Source organism: Streptomyces sp. 2131.1 (genome assembly GCF_900105515.1).
GTDB classification, from domain to species: domain Bacteria; phylum Actinomycetota; class Actinomycetes; order Streptomycetales; family Streptomycetaceae; genus Streptomyces; species Streptomyces drozdowiczii.
In genome coordinates this window covers 4791432-4808021 of record NZ_FNSY01000001.1, presented here as the reverse complement: position 1 = coordinate 4808021, position 16590 = coordinate 4791432, and the positions used below count along the sequence as shown (strand labels likewise).

Annotated in this window: 10 protein-coding genes; all 10 read right to left on the bottom strand. The window is 72.4% G+C overall.

Translation table 11 applies throughout. The features are described 5' to 3' along the window. Window positions 1-81: 81 nt before the first annotated feature. Window positions 82-4272, bottom strand: a complete 4191-nt coding sequence (locus BLW14_RS21575) for an Rne/Rng family ribonuclease (RefSeq protein ID WP_093708849.1) — start codon at window positions 4270-4272, stop codon at window positions 82-84. A 232-nt stretch (window positions 4273-4504) separates the two neighbouring features. Next, on the bottom strand, window positions 4505-5287 hold the full coding sequence (locus tag BLW14_RS21570) for a TIGR03936 family radical SAM-associated protein (RefSeq protein ID WP_093708848.1): 783 nt from the start codon (window positions 5285-5287) through the stop codon (window positions 4505-4507). A 121-nt stretch (window positions 5288-5408) separates the two neighbouring features. Next, the gene (locus BLW14_RS21565) at window positions 5409-6602 is read right to left on the bottom strand and encodes a hypothetical protein (protein WP_093708847.1); all 1194 of its coding nucleotides are present in this window, start codon (window positions 6600-6602) and stop codon (window positions 5409-5411) included. 89 nt (window positions 6603-6691) lie between these two features. Further along, window positions 6692-8617: a TIGR03960 family B12-binding radical SAM protein gene (locus tag BLW14_RS21560; RefSeq protein WP_093710808.1), complete on the bottom strand. Its 1926-nt coding sequence runs from the start codon at window positions 8615-8617 to the stop codon at window positions 6692-6694. 50 nt (window positions 8618-8667) lie between these two features. Then, a complete protein-coding gene (locus tag BLW14_RS21555) occupies window positions 8668-10182 on the bottom strand; it encodes a CYTH and CHAD domain-containing protein (protein ID WP_093708846.1) in 1515 nt (504 codons plus the stop codon). Between the two features lie 32 nt (window positions 10183-10214). Then, window positions 10215-11405 (bottom strand): rod shape-determining protein RodA, encoded by a 1191-nt coding sequence (gene rodA / locus BLW14_RS21550; RefSeq protein WP_093708845.1) that lies wholly within the window; start codon window positions 11403-11405, stop codon window positions 10215-10217. Beyond that, window positions 11405-13570, bottom strand: a complete 2166-nt coding sequence (gene mrdA, locus BLW14_RS21545) for a penicillin-binding protein 2 (RefSeq protein WP_093708844.1) — start codon at window positions 13568-13570, stop codon at window positions 11405-11407. Before mrdA ends, rodA begins: the two co-directional genes overlap by 1 nt. Window positions 13571-13619: 49 nt before the next feature. Further along, window positions 13620-14285 (bottom strand): rod shape-determining protein MreD, encoded by a 666-nt coding sequence (gene mreD, locus BLW14_RS21540; RefSeq protein ID WP_018518176.1) that lies wholly within the window; start codon window positions 14283-14285, stop codon window positions 13620-13622. Between the two features lie 11 nt (window positions 14286-14296). After that, on the bottom strand, window positions 14297-15325 hold the full coding sequence (mreC, locus tag BLW14_RS21535; RefSeq protein WP_093708843.1) for a rod shape-determining protein MreC: 1029 nt from the start codon (window positions 15323-15325) through the stop codon (window positions 14297-14299). Between the two features lie 99 nt (window positions 15326-15424). After that, a complete protein-coding gene (locus BLW14_RS21530) occupies window positions 15425-16444 on the bottom strand; it encodes a rod shape-determining protein (RefSeq protein ID WP_018518174.1) in 1020 nt (339 codons plus the stop codon). Window positions 16445-16590: the final 146 nt, after the last annotated feature.

The window sequence follows — 16590 nt, the reverse complement described above, 5'->3', positions numbered from 1 at the left end:
CCGGAGCGGCCCGGCGCCACGACGCGGCCGGCCGGCCCCGGAAGGGGCCGGCCGGACCGCGCCGCGGACGGTGCGAGGAGGTCAGACCTCGTCGGCCGTGGCCGTGACGGACGAACCGCTCTGCTCCGCCGCCACCGTCTTCTTCGCCGCCTTCTTGGCCGTCGTCTTCTTCGCGGCGGTCTTCTTCGCCGCGGTCTTCTTGACGGCCGCCTTCTTGGCCGTGGCCTTCTTGGCGGTCTTGCGGGCCGCCTTCTTGGCCGGAGCCGCCTCGGACTCGGTCACGGCCTCCGCCTCGGGGGCCTCCACCACGACGACGGCGGCCTCCTCGGCGCCCGCGGGCGAGCCGGCGGGGGCGCTGACCTTGCGGGTGGCGCGGCGCCGGACGCGCGGCGGCGCGGCGGGCTCCTCGGCCGGGACCTCGGCGTGCGACGCCTCGACGACCGGGTCCTCGGCGGCGACCGGGTCGGGACCCTGGGCGGGCTCCTCGGCGGCGGCCGGTGCGGGCTCGGCCGCCGGGACGGCCTCGGCCACGACCGCTTCGGCCGACGCCGGCGAACCCGCCGGGGCGGTCGCCTTGCGGGTCGCCCGGCGGCGCGTACGGCCCTGAGGTGCCTCGGCCGGGGCCTCGGCGGGCGTCTCGGCCACCGGCTCCGGGGCCGCGACGGGCTCCGCTGCCGGCTCGGCCACGATCTCCGCCGGGGTGGCGGACTTCGGGGCACCGGCCGGGGCCGACGCCTTGCGGGTCGCCCGGCGGCGGCCACGGCCGCGTACGGCGGCCTCGGCCTCGGCGGCGCTGCTGTACAGCTCCTCGTCCGGGACGAACTCCGGCTCGGGCAGGGCCACCGGCGCGGCGACCTCCGCGGCCACCTCGGCCTCGGTCTCGGGCTCCGCCTCGGCGTGCTCGTGACCGTGGTCGTGCTCGTGACCGTGGTCGTGCTCGTGGCCGTGGTCCTGGCCGCCGCCGCGACGCTTCTTGGAGCGCTTGCCGCCGCCACCGCCGCCCTGCGAGGCGGGCTGTTCCATGTGGACGATCACACCGCGGCCGTTGCAGTGGACGCAGGTCTCGGAGAAGGACTCCAGCAGCCCCTGGCCGACCCGCTTGCGGGTCATCTGGACCAGGCCCAGCGAGGTGACCTCGGCGACCTGGTGCTTCGTACGGTCCCGGCCCAGGCACTCCAGCAGGCGCCGCAGCACCAGGTCCCGGTTGGACTCCAGCACCATGTCGATGAAGTCGACGACCACGATGCCGCCGAGGTCGCGCAGCCGCAGCTGGCGCACGATCTCCTCGGCCGCCTCCAGGTTGTTCTTGGTGACCGTCTCCTCCAGGTTGCCGCCCTGGCCGGTGAACTTGCCGGTGTTGACGTCGACGACGACCATCGCCTCGGTCTTGTCGATCACCAGAGAGCCGCCGCTCGGCAGGTAGACCTTGCGGTCCAGCGCCTTCATGAGCTGCTCGTCGATCCGGTACGTCGCGAAGATGTCGACCTCGGAGGTCCACCGCGACAGCCGGTCCGTCAGGTCGGGCGCCACGTGCGAGACGTATCCGTGGATGGTCTCCCACGCGTCGTCGCCGCTGACGATGACCTTGGAGAAGTCCTCGTTGAAGATGTCGCGGACGACCCGGACGGTCATGTCCGGCTCGCCGTACAGGAGCGTCGGCGCGTTGGAGCTGCCGGTGCTCTTCGACTTCTTCTTGATGTCCTCCCACTGCTGCTGGAGCCGCTCGACGTCGCGGCGCAGCTCGTCCTCGCTCGCGCCCTCGGCGGCGGTGCGCACGATGACACCCGCGTCCTCGGGGACGATCTTCTTGAGGATGGTCTTGAGCCGGGCGCGCTCGGTGTCGGGCAGCTTGCGGCTGATCCCCGTCATCGAGCCCTCGGGCACGTAGACCAGGTAGCGGCCGGGCAGCGAGACCTGGCTGGTCAGGCGGGCGCCCTTGTGGCCGATCGGGTCCTTGGTGACCTGGACCAGGACGGACTGGCCGGACTTCAGCGCGGTCTCGATACGGCGCGGCCCGTGGGCCATGCCGAGCGCCTCGAAGTTGACCTCACCGGCGTACAGGACGGCGTTGCGGCCCTTGCCGATGTCGACGAACGCGGCCTCCATGGACGGCAGCACGTTCTGGACCTTGCCCAGGTAGACGTTGCCGACGTAGCTGGTGGCCTGCTCCTTGTTGACGTAGTGCTCGACGAGCACGTCGTCCTCGAGGACGCCGATCTGGGTGCGCTCGCCGCTCTGGCGGACGACCATGACGCGCTCGACGGACTCGCGGCGCGCCAGGAACTCCGCCTCGGTGATGATCGGCACCCGGCGGCGGCCCTGCTCGCGGCCCTCGCGGCGGCGCTGCTTCTTCGCCTCCATGCGGGTCGAGCCCTTGATGGACTGGACCTCGTCGAAGCCGGTGCCGGGCTCCCGCTCCTCCTTCTTGCGGGGCTCGCGGACCTTGACGACCGTGCGCTCCGGGTCGTCCGAGCCGTTCTCGGCGTCGGACACCGCGTCACCGCTGCGACGGCGGCGGCGCCGGCGACGGCGGCTGCTGCTCGAACCGGAGCCGGCGGCCTCGTGGTCGTCGTTCTCCTCGTCGCCCTCGTCCTCGGACTCCTGGGCGGCCTCGTGCTCGTCGTCCGCGTGGTCGGCGTCGTCCGCGTGCTGCGGCTCGGCGGACTCGTCATCGGCGGCCTCGCCCCGGCGGCGGCGACGGCCGCCCCGGCGACGGCGGCGCGACGGGCGGTCGCCGTACTCGTCGGAGTCCTCGCCGTCCTGCTCGGCCTCGGCCTCCGGCTCCTGCTCGTCCTCGGCCTGCTCCGGCTCCGGGGCGGCGGCCTGGGCCTCGGTGGCGTCGGTCTCGGCGGCCTCACCGCGACGGCGGCGACGGCGGCGCGAACCGCCCTGCGACGCGGACTCGGCGGGAGCAGCCTCGGCGGGCGCGGTCCGCTCCTGGGCCGGGGTGATCTCGTCCCCGGGCTCCTCGTCGTGAGAGGCGGCAGCCGCGGCGGCGGCCGCGGTCTCCGGAGTCTGGAACATCGGCTCGGCGAAGACCGGCGCCTGGAAGACGGCGACGGCCGGGCGGGTGGCCCGACGGCTGCGGCGCGCGGGCTCCTCTGCCTTGGCGGTGAACTCGGGGCGGCCGGCGGCGGCGGTGGCCCGGCGGCGCTGACGGCCGCGCGGGGCGGCCTCCTCGACCTCGACGGTCTCGGCGGCCAGCTCCTCCACGGCGGCCTCGGGCAGGCTCTCACCGGTCTGGGCCTCGGCGGGCTGCTCGGCCGGCTTCTCCTCGGCGGCCTTCGGCGCACCGGCCGGGGACGTCGCCTTGCGGGTGGCGCGGCGGCGGCCGCGGGGGGCCTCGGCGGGCGCCTCGGCGACGACGGGCTCGGCGGCCTCTTCGGTCTCCTCCACCTCTTCCGTCTCCTCGGTGACCTCGTCGACCGGCTCCACGGAAGCGGCGGCCTGCGGGGCACCGGCCGGGGCGGAGGCGCGGCGGCGGGTGCGGCCGCGGGGGGCCGCCTCGACGGTCTCGGCGGCCGGTTCCGCTGCGGCGGGCTCGGGGCTCGGGGCGGCCTCGGCCACGATCTCCACGGGCTCGGCGGCCTTGGGCGCACCGGCCGGGGACGTGGCCTTGCGGACCGCGCGACGGCGCGGGCGGGCCGGGGCCGCGGACTCGGCGGCGGGCTCGGGGCTCTCCACCACGGGGGCCTCCTCGACGTTCTCGGCCGGCTCGGCGGCCTTGGGCGCTCCGGCGGGGGACGTGGCCTTGCGCACGGCACGGCGGCGGGCGCGGGGCGCCTCGGCCACGGGCTCGGCGGCGGGTTCGGGGCTCTCCGTCACGGGTGCCTCCTGCTCGGCGGCCGGCTCTGCGGCCTTCTCGGGCGCACCGGCGGGCGCTGTGGCCTTGCGGACCGCGCGGCGGCGGGTGCGCGGGGCCTCGGCCGCGGGCTCCTCGGTGACCGGCTCGGCGGCGGCCGGGGCGGGCTCGACGGTCTCGGCCGGCTCGGCGGCCTGCGGCGCACCGGCCGGTGACGTGGCCTTGCGGACCGCACGGCGGCGCGGGCGGGCCGGGGCCGCGGGCTCGGCGGCGGGCTCGGCTGCGGCTTGGGGCTCTCCCGCGTCAGCAGCCGGTATGGCCGACGCGTCGGCGGCGACCCGTTCGCCCGCGGACGGCGGGCCGGCGGGGCGGGAAGCGGCGCGGCGCCTGCGGCGCGGCGGCAGCTTGTCCCCGGGGGTGTTGTTGTCCTCTGCGTTCCCGGCGGTGCCGGATTCGTTCGGCTGGGGCATGCGGGCGCTTCTCCCGTCGCGCTCCCGGGCGCCGCACCTGGTTCCGGTCCGGTTCGGTCCGCATGGTGGTCGCGGCACCGCCGTCCGGGGCGCGGGCGCCGCACGGGAGCTGAATGTCTGGCTCGCCGGTTCCGTACGCGGTGTGCGGACGGCCTGGCGAAAGTCTTATGGGTCAGCGCGCGGCCCGGCCCAGGTGGCTCCCGAGCGCGAGGGCTGCGCTACGACGACCGCCTTACGCGGAACCTGCACCTTCCGGCGCCGTCGCGACGGCGGTCCCGGTGGCCGTGGTTGATGCGGCCGGGGCTGCCTCGCGGTCGGGCGCGAGCGGGTCGGTCACCGTGCCGGACTCCTCGTCGAAGAGCCCCTGCGCCAGCCTGGTCACCGCTGCGGGGACCGGCGGCGCCAGGTCGGCCACAACGCGGAGACCGGACAGGACGTCGTCAGGCCGTACGGCAGGTGTCACGTGCCGAACAACCAGCCGCAGTATCGCACAGGCCCTGTCACCGGACCTATCAGCCGGAAGATCGAGGGTCCTGAGGTCGACCACGGCGGAACGGGCGTCGAAGGCCCGCATGCCGTTCTTCGTGCGGCGCTCGACCTCGACGGTCTCCGCCGCATTGAAGGCGGACACGGCCTTCTCCGCGTCCTCGGGGGTCACCCCGTCGAGGCGGATCTCCCAGACGGAGGCGGTCAGCCGGTCGGCGAGACCCGAGGTGCGGGCCTCTACGGCGTCCGTGATGTCCAGGCCGTCCGGCATGGAGTCGTTGAGCAGCTCACGCAGGACGCCCGGATCACGGGCTTCGGTGAGGGCGATCTCCAGGAACTCGGCCTCGCTGCCCGTACCGGTGGGGGCGGCGTTGGCGTACGACACCTTGGGGTGGGGGGTGAAGCCCGCCGAGTAGGCCATGGGGACCTGGGAGCGGCGCAGTGCCCGCTCGAAGGCACGCTGGAAGTCGCGGTGGCTGGTGAACCGGAGGCGGCCGCGCTTGGTGTAGCGCAGTCGGATGCGCTGCACCGCCGGTGCGGGCGGCGGGCCTTCGGGCTGTCGCTTGCCCAGTGGTTCTTCTCCTCGGTGCGGGGCGGGCGCGGTGGCGCGCCGCCCTCGAAATACGGGTGGCCCGGGGGTCCGGACCGGCTCACCCCTGCTGTGCGGATTTCTCCGGGAGCGGGGAGATCTCTGGTCCGGGCACCGCGCTGGGCACGGTCGTTGCACTACCCAGAGTACGCGCAAGGGGGCCCCCGAGTTCCCCGGGCTCGCGCTCGGCGGGCCCGCCGGCCAGCGCACGCCACGCGTCGCGGCGCGCCTGCCGGACCGTTTCCCGGGCCGCGCGCAGCGTCTGCCGGGCCGTACGCCCGACCGCCCGCAGCGCCCGCCCGACGGGCGCCAGGACCGCGTCCCGTACGACACGCCCGACCGGAACGCACACCGTGCGGTACGCCCAGCGCACGGGCGCGGCGACCAGGTGGAGGACGAGCCAGGCGATCAGGCGGCCGACCGCCCGGGAGACGAACCCGGCGACGCGCCAGGCGACGCCGAGCGCGGCGGCGATCTCCCGGCCGACCGGCTTCAGGACTTGCCGGTACACCTGGACGACGGGGATCACGAGCAGCGTGACGACCAGCCACCGCAGGGCGATGCCGAGCCCCCGGAAGAACGCCTCGATCCCCCGGATCAGCAGATCCAGCGTCCGGGCGATGCCATGGCCCACGGGGGTGAGCACGTTCCGGTACGTCCACACGAGGGGGACCACGACCAGATACCGGACCAGCCAGGCCGCGGCGGTCCCGGCGGGCACCAGGACGTACCGCCACAGCAGCACCACGGGCAGCACGAGCACCACGGTGAGCAGCCACTTCAGGCCGGTGCCCAGCCACCGTGCCGCCGGGACCAGCGCCTCGCGCCAGACCCACCGCAGCCCGTGGCCGAGCGGAGTGAGCAGACGCGCGTACGCCCATTGCAGCGGCACCACGATCCCGTACCGCACCACGGGCACCACGACGTAGCGCCAGAGCGCGGCCCACGGCCAGACGAACACCGCCCGCCCCAGCCACACCAGCGCCTGCCCCAGCGGGACGAACACGTACCGCCACAGGGCGCCGAAGAACCGGGCCAGGACGCGTCCGAGCGGGCGCAGCAGCACCCGTTCGGCGGCGCGGGCGGTGACGACGAGGGCGTCCCACAGCATCCGGACCGGCAGCACGACGAGGAGCACCACGACCCGGACCGGAATCCGGATGACCGTGGTGAGGCAGCCGTCACCGCCCTCGTAGTGCGCGGGCGCCTGGTGGGCGCCGTACTCCGCCGGTGCCCGGTGCTTTCCCTGTTCCATGCCCCTCATGACGCGAAGGCCCGGCCGGGAGTTTCCCCGGACCGGGCCTTCGTCACCGAGCTGTCACACGCCGGCGGTCACTCCAGGACTCACTTCACGACCGTCAGCGGCAGGAGCTTCTTGCCGGTCGGGCCGATCTGGATACTCGTGTCCATCTGCGGGCACACCCCGCAGTCGAAGCACGGGGTCCAGCGGCAGTCCTCGACCTCGGTCTCGTCGAGCGAGTCCTGCCAGTCCTCCCAGAGCCAGTCCTTGTCGAGGCCCGAGTCCAGGTGGTCCCAGGGCAGGACCTCCTCGTAGGTGCGCTCGCGGGTCGTGTACCAGTCGACGTCCACGCCGAAGTCCGGCAGCGTCGCCTCGGCGCTCTTCATCCACAGGTCGTAGCTGAAGTACTCGCGCCAGCCGTCGAAGCGGCCGCCGGCCTCGTAGACCGCGCGGATGACGGAGCCGACGCGGCGGTCGCCGCGCGAGAGCAGGCCCTCGACGATGCCGGGCTTGCCGTCGTGGTAGCGGAAGCCGATCGAGCGGCCGTACTTCTTGTCGCCGCGGATCTTGTCCCGGAGCTTGCCGAGGCGGGCGTCGGTCTCCTCGGCGGAGAGCTGCGGCGCCCACTGGAACGGGGTGTGCGGCTTGGGCACGAAACCGCCGATGGAGACCGTGCAGCGGATGTCGTTCTGCCCGGAGACCTCGCGGCCCTTGGCGATCACGTTGACCGCCATGTCGCCGATCTGGAGGACGTCCTCGTCGGTCTCGGTGGGCAGCCCGCACATGAAGTACAGCTTCACCTGGCGCCAGCCGTTGCCGTACGCGGTGGCGACCGTGCGGATCAGGTCCTCCTCCGAGACCATCTTGTTGATGACCTTGCGCATGCGCTCGGAGCCGCCCTCGGGGGCGAAGGTGAGACCGGAACGGCGGCCGTTGCGGGTCAGCTCGTTGGCCAGGTCCACGTTGAACGCGTCGACGCGGGTGGACGGCAGCGAGAGGCCGATCTTGTCCTCGGTGTAGCGGTCCGCGAGGCCCTTGGCGATCTCACCGATCTCGGTGTGGTCGGCGGAGGAGAGGGAAAGCAGACCCACCTCTTCGAAGCCGGTGGCCTTGAGGCCCTTCTCGACCATCTCGCCGATGCCGGTGATGCTTCGCTCCCGCACGGGGCGCGTGATCATGCCGGCCTGGCAGAAACGGCAGCCGCGGGTGCAGCCGCGGAAGATCTCCACGGACATCCGCTCGTGGACGGTCTCGGCGAGCGGGACCAGCGGCTGCTTCGGGTAGGGCCACTCGTCGAGGTCCATGACGGTGTGCTTGGACACCCGCCACGGCACACCCGACTTGTTGGGTACGACGCGGCCGATGCGGCCGTCCGGGAGGTACTCCACGTCGTAGAAGCCGGGGACGTACACGCCGCCGGTCCTCGCGAGGCGGAACAGCACCTCCTCGCGACCGCCGGGGCGGCCCTCGGCCTTCCAGGCGCGGACGATCTCGGTGATCTCCAGGACCGCCTGCTCGCCGTCGCCGATGACCGCGCAGTCGATGAACTCCGCGATCGGCTCCGGGTTGAACGCGGCGTGGCCGCCGGCGAGCACGATCGGGTCGTCGATGTCCCGGTCCTTCGCGGCCAGCGGGATGCCGGCCAGGTCCAGGGCGGTGAGCATGTTGGTGTAGCCCAGCTCGGTCGAGAAGCTGAGCCCGAAGACGTCGAACGCCTTGACCGGGCGGTGGCTGTCCACGGTGAACTGCGGCACCTTGTGCTCGCGCATCAGCGCTTCGAGGTCCGGCCAGACGCTGTAGGTGCGCTCGGCGAGGACGCCCTGGCGCTCGTTGAGCACCTCGTAGAGGATCATGACGCCCTGGTTGGGCAGCCCGACCTCGTACGCGTCCGGGTACATCAGCGCCCAGCGGACGTCGCACTCGTCCCACGGCTTGACGGTGGAGTTCAGCTCACCGCCGACGTACTGGATGGGCTTCTGCACATGCGGGAGCAGAGCTTCGAGCTGTGGGAAGACCGAATCGACAGACATCGCGAACTTTCGAGAGCCGGCAGGGGTGACCATCCAGCGTACCTCGCTGCTCAGCTTCCGGAGGACCGCCGGATACGGGCCCGGGCCGCCCGGTGCCACACCCCGGGCAGGGCGCGCTCGGCCGCCTCGGCGGCCGCCTCCTCGCGCCCGTACACCAGTCCCCAGGTGAACGACGGCTCGCCCGCCGCGTGCGCCTGTACGGCGAGGGCGCGCAGGGTCTCGCGGGCGACCACGCTGTCCTGGTGCTCGCCGAGGAGGCTCTGTACGGCCTTGAGCCGCTTGGCGGCCTTCTTGGCGGGCTTCCCCAGGGCGGGGCGGGCGGCCTCCGCCGCGTACCGGGCCCTCTTCGCGGCTTTGCGGGCGCTGTGCAGGGCGGCGTCCCGGTCCGGTCCGGGCTGCGGCTCCAGGGCGCGCGCGATCCGTCGAGCGAGGCGCTTGTGGTCCTTGCGGACGGCGCGGGTCAGCTCGTCGCCGGGCGGGGCGTCGGCCCCGGGCAGCAGGGGCGGATCGGCGAGCAGGGCCTCCAGGGCCCGCAGCAGGCCCAGATGGCGCGCGGAGTCCAGGACGGCGGTGATGCGCCGGCGCGAACCGCCGCGGCCCGCCGCCGACCGGAGCCGCAGCCTCGCCCTGACCGGCCCGAAGGCCAGGGTGCGGGGCAGTTCGTCGAGCCGGGCGCGCAGCCGGGCGTCCAGGACCTCCTGGTCGCGGTCGACGCCCAGCTCCCCCGCGAGCCACTTCAGCTCGGCGCCGAGGGCGCGGGTGGCCTCGGGGTCGAGGACACGGCGGTACGTGCGCAGGGCGCTGCGCAGCCGCCGGGTCGCGACGCGCATCCGGTGCACGGAGTCGGGCAGGCCGCGCCGCACGGCCGGGTCGAGCGCGACGATCGCCTCGGCCTGGCGGCGTACGTAGACCAGGACGTGGTCACCGGCGGTACGTGGCTCGTCCTCCCGGGGGCGCGCGACCTCGGGCGCCGTCTCCTCCAGCGCGCGGGCGAGCTTGGAGTGGGACGCGGAGGGGCGGACGCCGGCCTCCTCCAGCGTGCGGCCGACGGTGTCGAGGAAGGCGGGGTCCCCGTCGTCGGCGAGCTCGACCTCGATCTCGGTCCAGGCGGCGGTGCGGTCGCCTCCGTGCAGCCGCTCCGCGCGGACCTCGTCGACGCTGAGCTCGGCCAGGGGCGTGCCGTCGGTGCCGGTGAGTACGTGGACGTCGCGGGCGGAGAGCAGCCGGACCACGGGGACGACGGAGGCGTCGAGGACCCGGGAGCGGATGAGGGCGGTGAGGCGGGCCGGCACGGTCTCGGAGAGCGCGGCCCGGATCTCGTCGCGGACGTCGGCGGCGACGGGGAGTTTCAGGTGCCAGCCGGCGTCCGAGCCGCCGGTGCGGCGGCGGAGGGTGACCTTGGCGGCGGCGAGGCGCAGGTCCTCGGTGTCGTAGTAGACGGCGTCGAGTTCCATGACGCCCTCGTGCGCGACGGACCCGACCCCGGCCACCCGGCCCAGATCGGGCAGCCGGGTGGCGTCGGTGGCTTCGTACTTCCGCTCGACCTCGCGCTTGGAGTCCGCCATACAACGAACCTAGCGCGCTCCGGGGAAACCGCTCAGGCCGTTATCGGCCGTTGCACCCGGATCGACTGGAGCAGGCCGACGGCCACCCAGACGGCGAACATGGAGGAGCCGCCGTAGGAGACGAACGGCAGGGGAAGGCCGGCGACCGGCATGATGCCGAGCGTCATGCCGATGTTCTCGAAGGCCTGGAAGGCGAACCAGGCGATGATCCCGGCGGCGACGATCGTGCCGTACAGCTCGGTGGTCTCGCGGGCGATACGGCAGGCGCGCCACAGGACGACGCCGAGGAGGACGAGGATGAGTCCGGCGCCGAGGAAGCCGAGTTCCTCGCCGGCGACCGTGAAGACGAAGTCGGTCTGCTGCTCGGGGACGAACTGGCCGGTGGTCTGGGTGCCCTGGAAGAGGCCGGTGCCGTGCAGGCCGCCGGAGCCGATCGCGATGCGGGCCTGGTTGGTGTTGTAGCCGACGCCGGCGGGGTCGAGCGCCGGGTTGGCGAAGGCGGCGAAGCGGGCGATCTGGTAGTCGTCGAGGAGTCCGAGCTGCCAGATGGCGACCGCCCCGGCCACGCCCGTGCCGAGGAGTCCGAAAACCCAGCGGTTGGACGCGCCCGAGGCGAGCAGCACGCCGAGCACGATGACGACCATGACCATCACGGAGCCGAGGTCCGGCATCCCCATGACGACGGCCATCGGGAGCGCCGCCAGGCCGAGGGCCTTGGCGACGGTGCGGTGGTCGGGGTGGACCTGGTCGCCGGCGTCGACGCGGGCGGCGAGCAGCATCGCCATGCCCAGGATGATGGTGATCTTGGTGAACTCGGAGGGCTGGAGGGAGAACCCGCCGGGAAGCAGGATCCAGGCGTGCGCGCCGTTGACCGTGGCGCCGAGCGGGGTGAGGACCACCATCACCAGGAGCACGGAGAGCCCGTACAGGACGGGGACCGCGCCGCGCAGGGTGCGGTGGCCGAGCCAGATCGTGCCGATCATCAGCGCCATGCCGATGCCGGTGTTGAGGGCGTGCCGGATGAGGAAGTAGTACGGGTCGCCGTGGGTCAGCGAGTCGCGTCCCCGGGTCGCCGACCAGACGAGCAGCGAGCCGATGAAGGAGAGCGCGAGCGCCGAGCCGAGGAGCGGCCAGTCGAGCCGGCGCACGACGGAGTCGCGTGCCATGAGCCGGCCCCAGCCGGACCGTTCGGGGCCGTAGCGCGGGACGGAGAATCCGGCCATCAGTCGCGCCTCCCCAGCACGGCGGCGAGCGTCTGCTCGGCGGGCGGCTTCTGCGAGGCGGGGTCGTAGGGCTTGATCTTCGGGGCGTCGATGGTGCCGTCCGTCTGGACCTTCGGAAGGCCCTTCTGGGGGGTGGGCAGGAGGGCCTTCTTGAGGTCCTGCTTGCCGGTGGCGTCGAGTCCGTAGAGCGCGTTGTAGATGTTGCGGACGGCGGGCCCGGACGCGCCGGAACCCGTACCGCCCTGGGAGATCGTCATGACGATCGAGTAGTCCTTGGTGTACGTGGCGAACCAGGAGGTCGTCTGCTTGCCGTAGACCTCGGCGGTACCCGTCTTGGCGTGCATCGGGATCTTGTCCTGCGGCCAGCCGCCGAATCGCCAGGCGGCGGAACCGCGGGTCGCGACACCCGCGAGGGCTTCGTCTATCTCGTTGCGCGTCTTCTTGGTGAAGGGCAGCTTGCCGTGCGACTTGGGCTCGATCTCCTGGACGGTCTTGCCGTCGCCGCTGACGATCGCCTTGCCGACGGTGGGGTCGTAGAGCGTGCCGCCGTTGGAGATGGCCGCGTAGATGGTGGCCATCTGGATCGGGGTGACGAGGGTGTCGCCCTGGCCGATGGAGTAGTTGACGGAGTCACCGGCGCGCATCTTGTCGCCTTCGAGGCAGTTCTCGTAGGCGATCTTCTCGACGTACGTGCCGTCCTTCTTGCCCTGCTTGCACCAGGCGTCGTGGTTGGCCTTGGCGAAGTTCTTCTTCCACTCGCGGTCCGGGACGCGGCCGCTGACCTCGTTGGGGAGGTCGATGCCGGTCTCCTTGCCGAGGCCGAACTGGTGGGCGGTCTTGTAGAACCAGTCCTTGGGGTTCTTCTTGGGGTTGTTGCCGCCGTCCTTGGCCCACTCCTTGTGCGCGATGCCGTAGTAGACGGTGTCGCAGGAGACCTCCAGGGCGCGGCCGATGGTGATGTCGCCGTAGCCCTGGGACTCGAAGTTCTTGAAGGTCTGCCCGCCGATGGAGTACGAGCTGGGGCAGGGGTAGTGCCCGTCGAAGGGGTAGCCGGCGTTGACCGCGGCCGTCGACGAGATGACCTTGAAGATGGAGCCGGGGGCGGCCTGGCCCTGGATGGCCCGGTTCAGCAGCGGGAAGTTCGACTTCTTGCCGGTGAGCTTGGCGTAGTCCTTGGCGGAGATGCCGCCGACCCAGGAGTTGGGGTCGTAGTTGGGCAGCGAGGCCATGGCGACGACGCGGCCGGTCTTGGCCTCCATGACGACGACCGCCCCGGAGTCGGCCTTGTAGTTCTCGCCGGTGTTGGTGTCGAACTCCTGGCGGGCCTTCTTCATGGCGTCGTTGAGTTCGTACTCGGCGACGGCCTGGACGCGGGCGTCGATGGAGGTGACGACGCTGGAGCCGGCCTCCGCCTCGTCGTTCTTGGCCTGGCCGATGACCCGGCCGAGGTTGTCGACCTCGTAGCGGGTGACGCCGGCCTTGCCGCGCAGCTCCTTGTCGTACGTGCGCTCCAGGCCGGAGCGGCCGACCATGTCGGAGCGCAGGTACGGCGACTCGCTGTCCTGGGCCTTGGTGATCTCCTCGTCGGTGACGGGCGAGAGGTAGCCGAGGACCTGGGCGGTGTTGGCCTTGCCGGGCGCGGCGTAGCGGCGTACGGCGGTGGGCTCCGCGGTGATGCCGGGGAAGTCCTCGGCGCGCTCGCGGATCGTCAGGGCCTGCTGGGTGGTGGCCTCGTCGGTGACCGGGATCGGCTGGTAGGGCGAACCGTTCCAGCAGGGCTGCGGGGTCTTGGCGTCGCAGAGCCGGACCTTGTCGAAGACGTCCTTCGGCTTCATGTCGAGCACGTCGGCGAGCCGGGTCAGCACGGCCTTGCCGTCGTCGTCCATCTTCATCAGCTCGGTGCGGCTGGCGGAGACGACGAGGCGGGTCTCGTTGTCGGCGAGGGGCACGCCGCGCGCGTCGAGGATGGAGCCGCGCGCGGCGGGCTGGACGACCTGCTGGACGTGGTTGTTCTTCGCCTCGTCGGAGTACTCCTGGCCGTTGCGGATCTGGAGGTACCAGAGGCGGCCGCCGAGGGTGAGGAGCAGTGAGAAGACGAGGACCTGGATGACGATGAGCCGGATCTGGACCCGCTGGGTCCGGCCGGTCTCGGGGATGTTGCTCACGGGGCGCCCCCGGTGGTGTTCCGGGGCCGGGGCCCGGCGGAATGCAGCCTCACAGTCGCTTGACTCCCTTGATCCGTCCGGCGCGTGCCGCCCGGTTGCGGGCCGCCTTCACGCGCAGTCCGCCGCGCTGGCCGCCGATCCGCAGCCCGGTCCCCGCCGCGAGCCAGCCGGCCGCCACGTCGCCGCGGCCCGAGGAGGACTCGGTGACGGGGTCGTTCACCGTACGTCTGGCGAGCGCCATGATCAGCGGCACGGTGAACGGCGCGAGCAGCAGGTCGTACACCGCGGCGGTGAAGAGCAGGCTGCCGAGGCCGACGTGACGGGCCGCCGTGTCGCCGACGAGGGCGCCGACGCCCGCGTACAGCAGGGTCGAGCCGATCGCCGCCGCGACGACCACGGCCATCGGCAGGAACGCGGACTTGAGCTGGCCGTTCTCCGGGCGTGCGAGGCCCGCGAGGTAGCCGATGACGCAGAGGACGAGGGCGTAGCGCCCTGCGGCGTGGTCGGCCGGGGGTGCCAGGTCGGCGAGGAGGCCCGCGCCGAAGCCGATGAGGGCGCCGCTGACGTGTCCGTAGACGAAGGCCAGGCCGAGGACGACCATGAGCAGCAGGTCGGGTACGGCGCCGGGGAGCTGGAGCCGGGCCAGGACCGACACCTGGACGACGAGGGCGAAGACGACCAGAACGATGGAGAGCAGGGTCCGGTTGACGTGCATGGGGATCAGCTCTACCTCTGTTCGTTGACCGCGTTGTCGGCGTTCGGAGTGGCGTTCCCGCTGGGGTCCGGGCTCTCGTGGACGTTGCCGACCACGTTGCCCTCGGTATCGACGATGTCGCCGTTGGGCGAGATGGTGACGGTGACGGTCGGGGTGGGCTTCGGCTTGGCGGGCGCCTTCGGCTTCTTCGGCAGGACCGCGTCGCGGGGGTCCGTGCGCGGGGCCTGGACGACGATGCCGACGATGTCGAGCTTGGTGAAGCCGACGTACGGGCGGACGTAGACGGTACGGGTGAGGTCGCCGCCCGACGGATCGACCCGGACGACCTCGCCGACGGGGACGCCGGGCACGAACGGCTTGTCCTTGCTGGAGCCGAACGTGACGAGCCGGTCGCCCTTCCTGACCTTGGCCTTGCCGTTGAGGAACTGGACCGCCAGCGGCCGGGAGCCCTGCCCGGTGGCGAAGCCCAGCTCGTCGGTGGACTCCATCCGGGTGCCGACGGTGAAGTCGGGGTCGTTGGCGAGGAGCACCGTGGAGGTGTCCGGGCCGACGGTGGTGACGCGGCCGACGAGCCCGTCCCCGTTGAGGACGGTCATGTCGCGCTTGACGCCGTCCTTGGAGCCCGCGTCGATGGTGACCGTCCAGGAGAAGCCCTGGGCCGCTCCTATGGCGATGACCTCCGCGGCCTTGATGCCGTACTGGCCGGTGGCCGACTTCTTCAGCATGTCGTCCAGCTGGCGGACGCGGCTGCGGTTGCGGTCGTCGCTGCCGAGCTTGGCCTTCAGCTCGGCGTTCTGCTTCTCCAGCGCGGCGATCTTGTCGTGCCGGGCGCCGGAGGCCCGTACCGCCCCTATGGCGTTGCCCACCGGGTCGACCGCCGACGCCACGCCGTTCTCCACGGGTCCGAAGACCGTGGCGGCGGCCTGCCGGGCGCCGTCCACCGGTGACGCCTCACCGCCGCGGATGTCCACCGTGATCAGCGCGAACGCGATGGCGATCAGCAGCACCAGGAGCAGCCGGCTCTCTCGTGTGTCCCTCACAGTGCGGCGGCCGTGCCTTCCTCGTAGGAATGATCGTGCCTGTATATCAACGATCCTCCGCGCGGAGCGGCAGCGTCCGCGCGGAGGGCCGTGGGGTTACTACCGTCGGGGCTGGGCGTCCAGCACCTGCTGGAGCGCCTCGAACTCCTCGACGCACTTGCCGGAGCCGAGCGCCACCGAGTCCAGCGGGTCCTCGGCGATGTGGATCGGCATGCCGGTCTCGTTGCGCAGCCGCTCGTCCAGGCCGCGCAGCAGGGCGCCGCCGCCGGTGAGGACGATGCCGCGGTCCATGACGTCGCCGGACAGCTCCGGCGGGCACTTGTCGAGCGTCGTCTTGACCGCGTCGACGATCGCGTTGACCGGCTCCTCGATGGCCTTGCGGACCTCGCCGGCCGAGATGACCACGGTCTTGGGCAGGCCCGAGACGAGGTCGCGGCCGCGGATCTCGGTGTGCTCGTCCTTCTCCAGGTCGAACGCCGAGCCGATGGTGATCTTGATCTGTTCGGCGGTGCGTTCCCCGAGGAGGAGCGAGTACTCCTTCTTGATGTGCTGGATGATCGCGTTGTCCAGCTCGTCGCCGGCCACCCGGATGGACTGCGCGGTGACGATGCCGCCGAGCGAGATCACGGCGACCTCGGTGGTGCCGCCGCCGATGTCGACCACCATGTTGCCGGTGGCCTCGTGGACCGGGAGGCCCGAGCCGATGGCCGCCGCCATGGGCTCCTCGATGATGTGCACCTGGCGGGCGCCGGCCTGCGTGGAGGCCTCGATGACGGCGCGTCGCTCGACCCCGGTGATGCCGGAGGGCACGCAGACCACGACCCGGGGGCGGGCCAGGTATCGGCGCTTGTGGATCTTCAGGATGAAGTAGCGGAGCATCCGCTCCGTGATCTCGAAGTCGGCGATCACGCCGTCCTTCAGGGGCCGTACGGCGACGATGTTGCCGGGCGTACGGCCGATCATCTTCTTGGCCTCGGCGCCGACCGCCAGGATTCCGCCGGTGTTGGTGTTGATGGCCACGACGGACGGCTCGTTCAGAACGATGCCGCGCCCCCTGACGTACACCAGCGTGTTGGCAGTCCCGAGGTCGATAGCCATGTCACGGCCGATGAACGACATTGAGTTCCCCTTGTTCCCCATGAGGATGCGTCGAGCCTTCCAAGCGAAAGCATGGATGGCTGGTTTTGGTGGGCGGGATGGGCGCTGCGGGCGTGGAAGGTTCCATCGTAGTGCCGGACGCACCGACACAGCGCGAGGGTACGCCG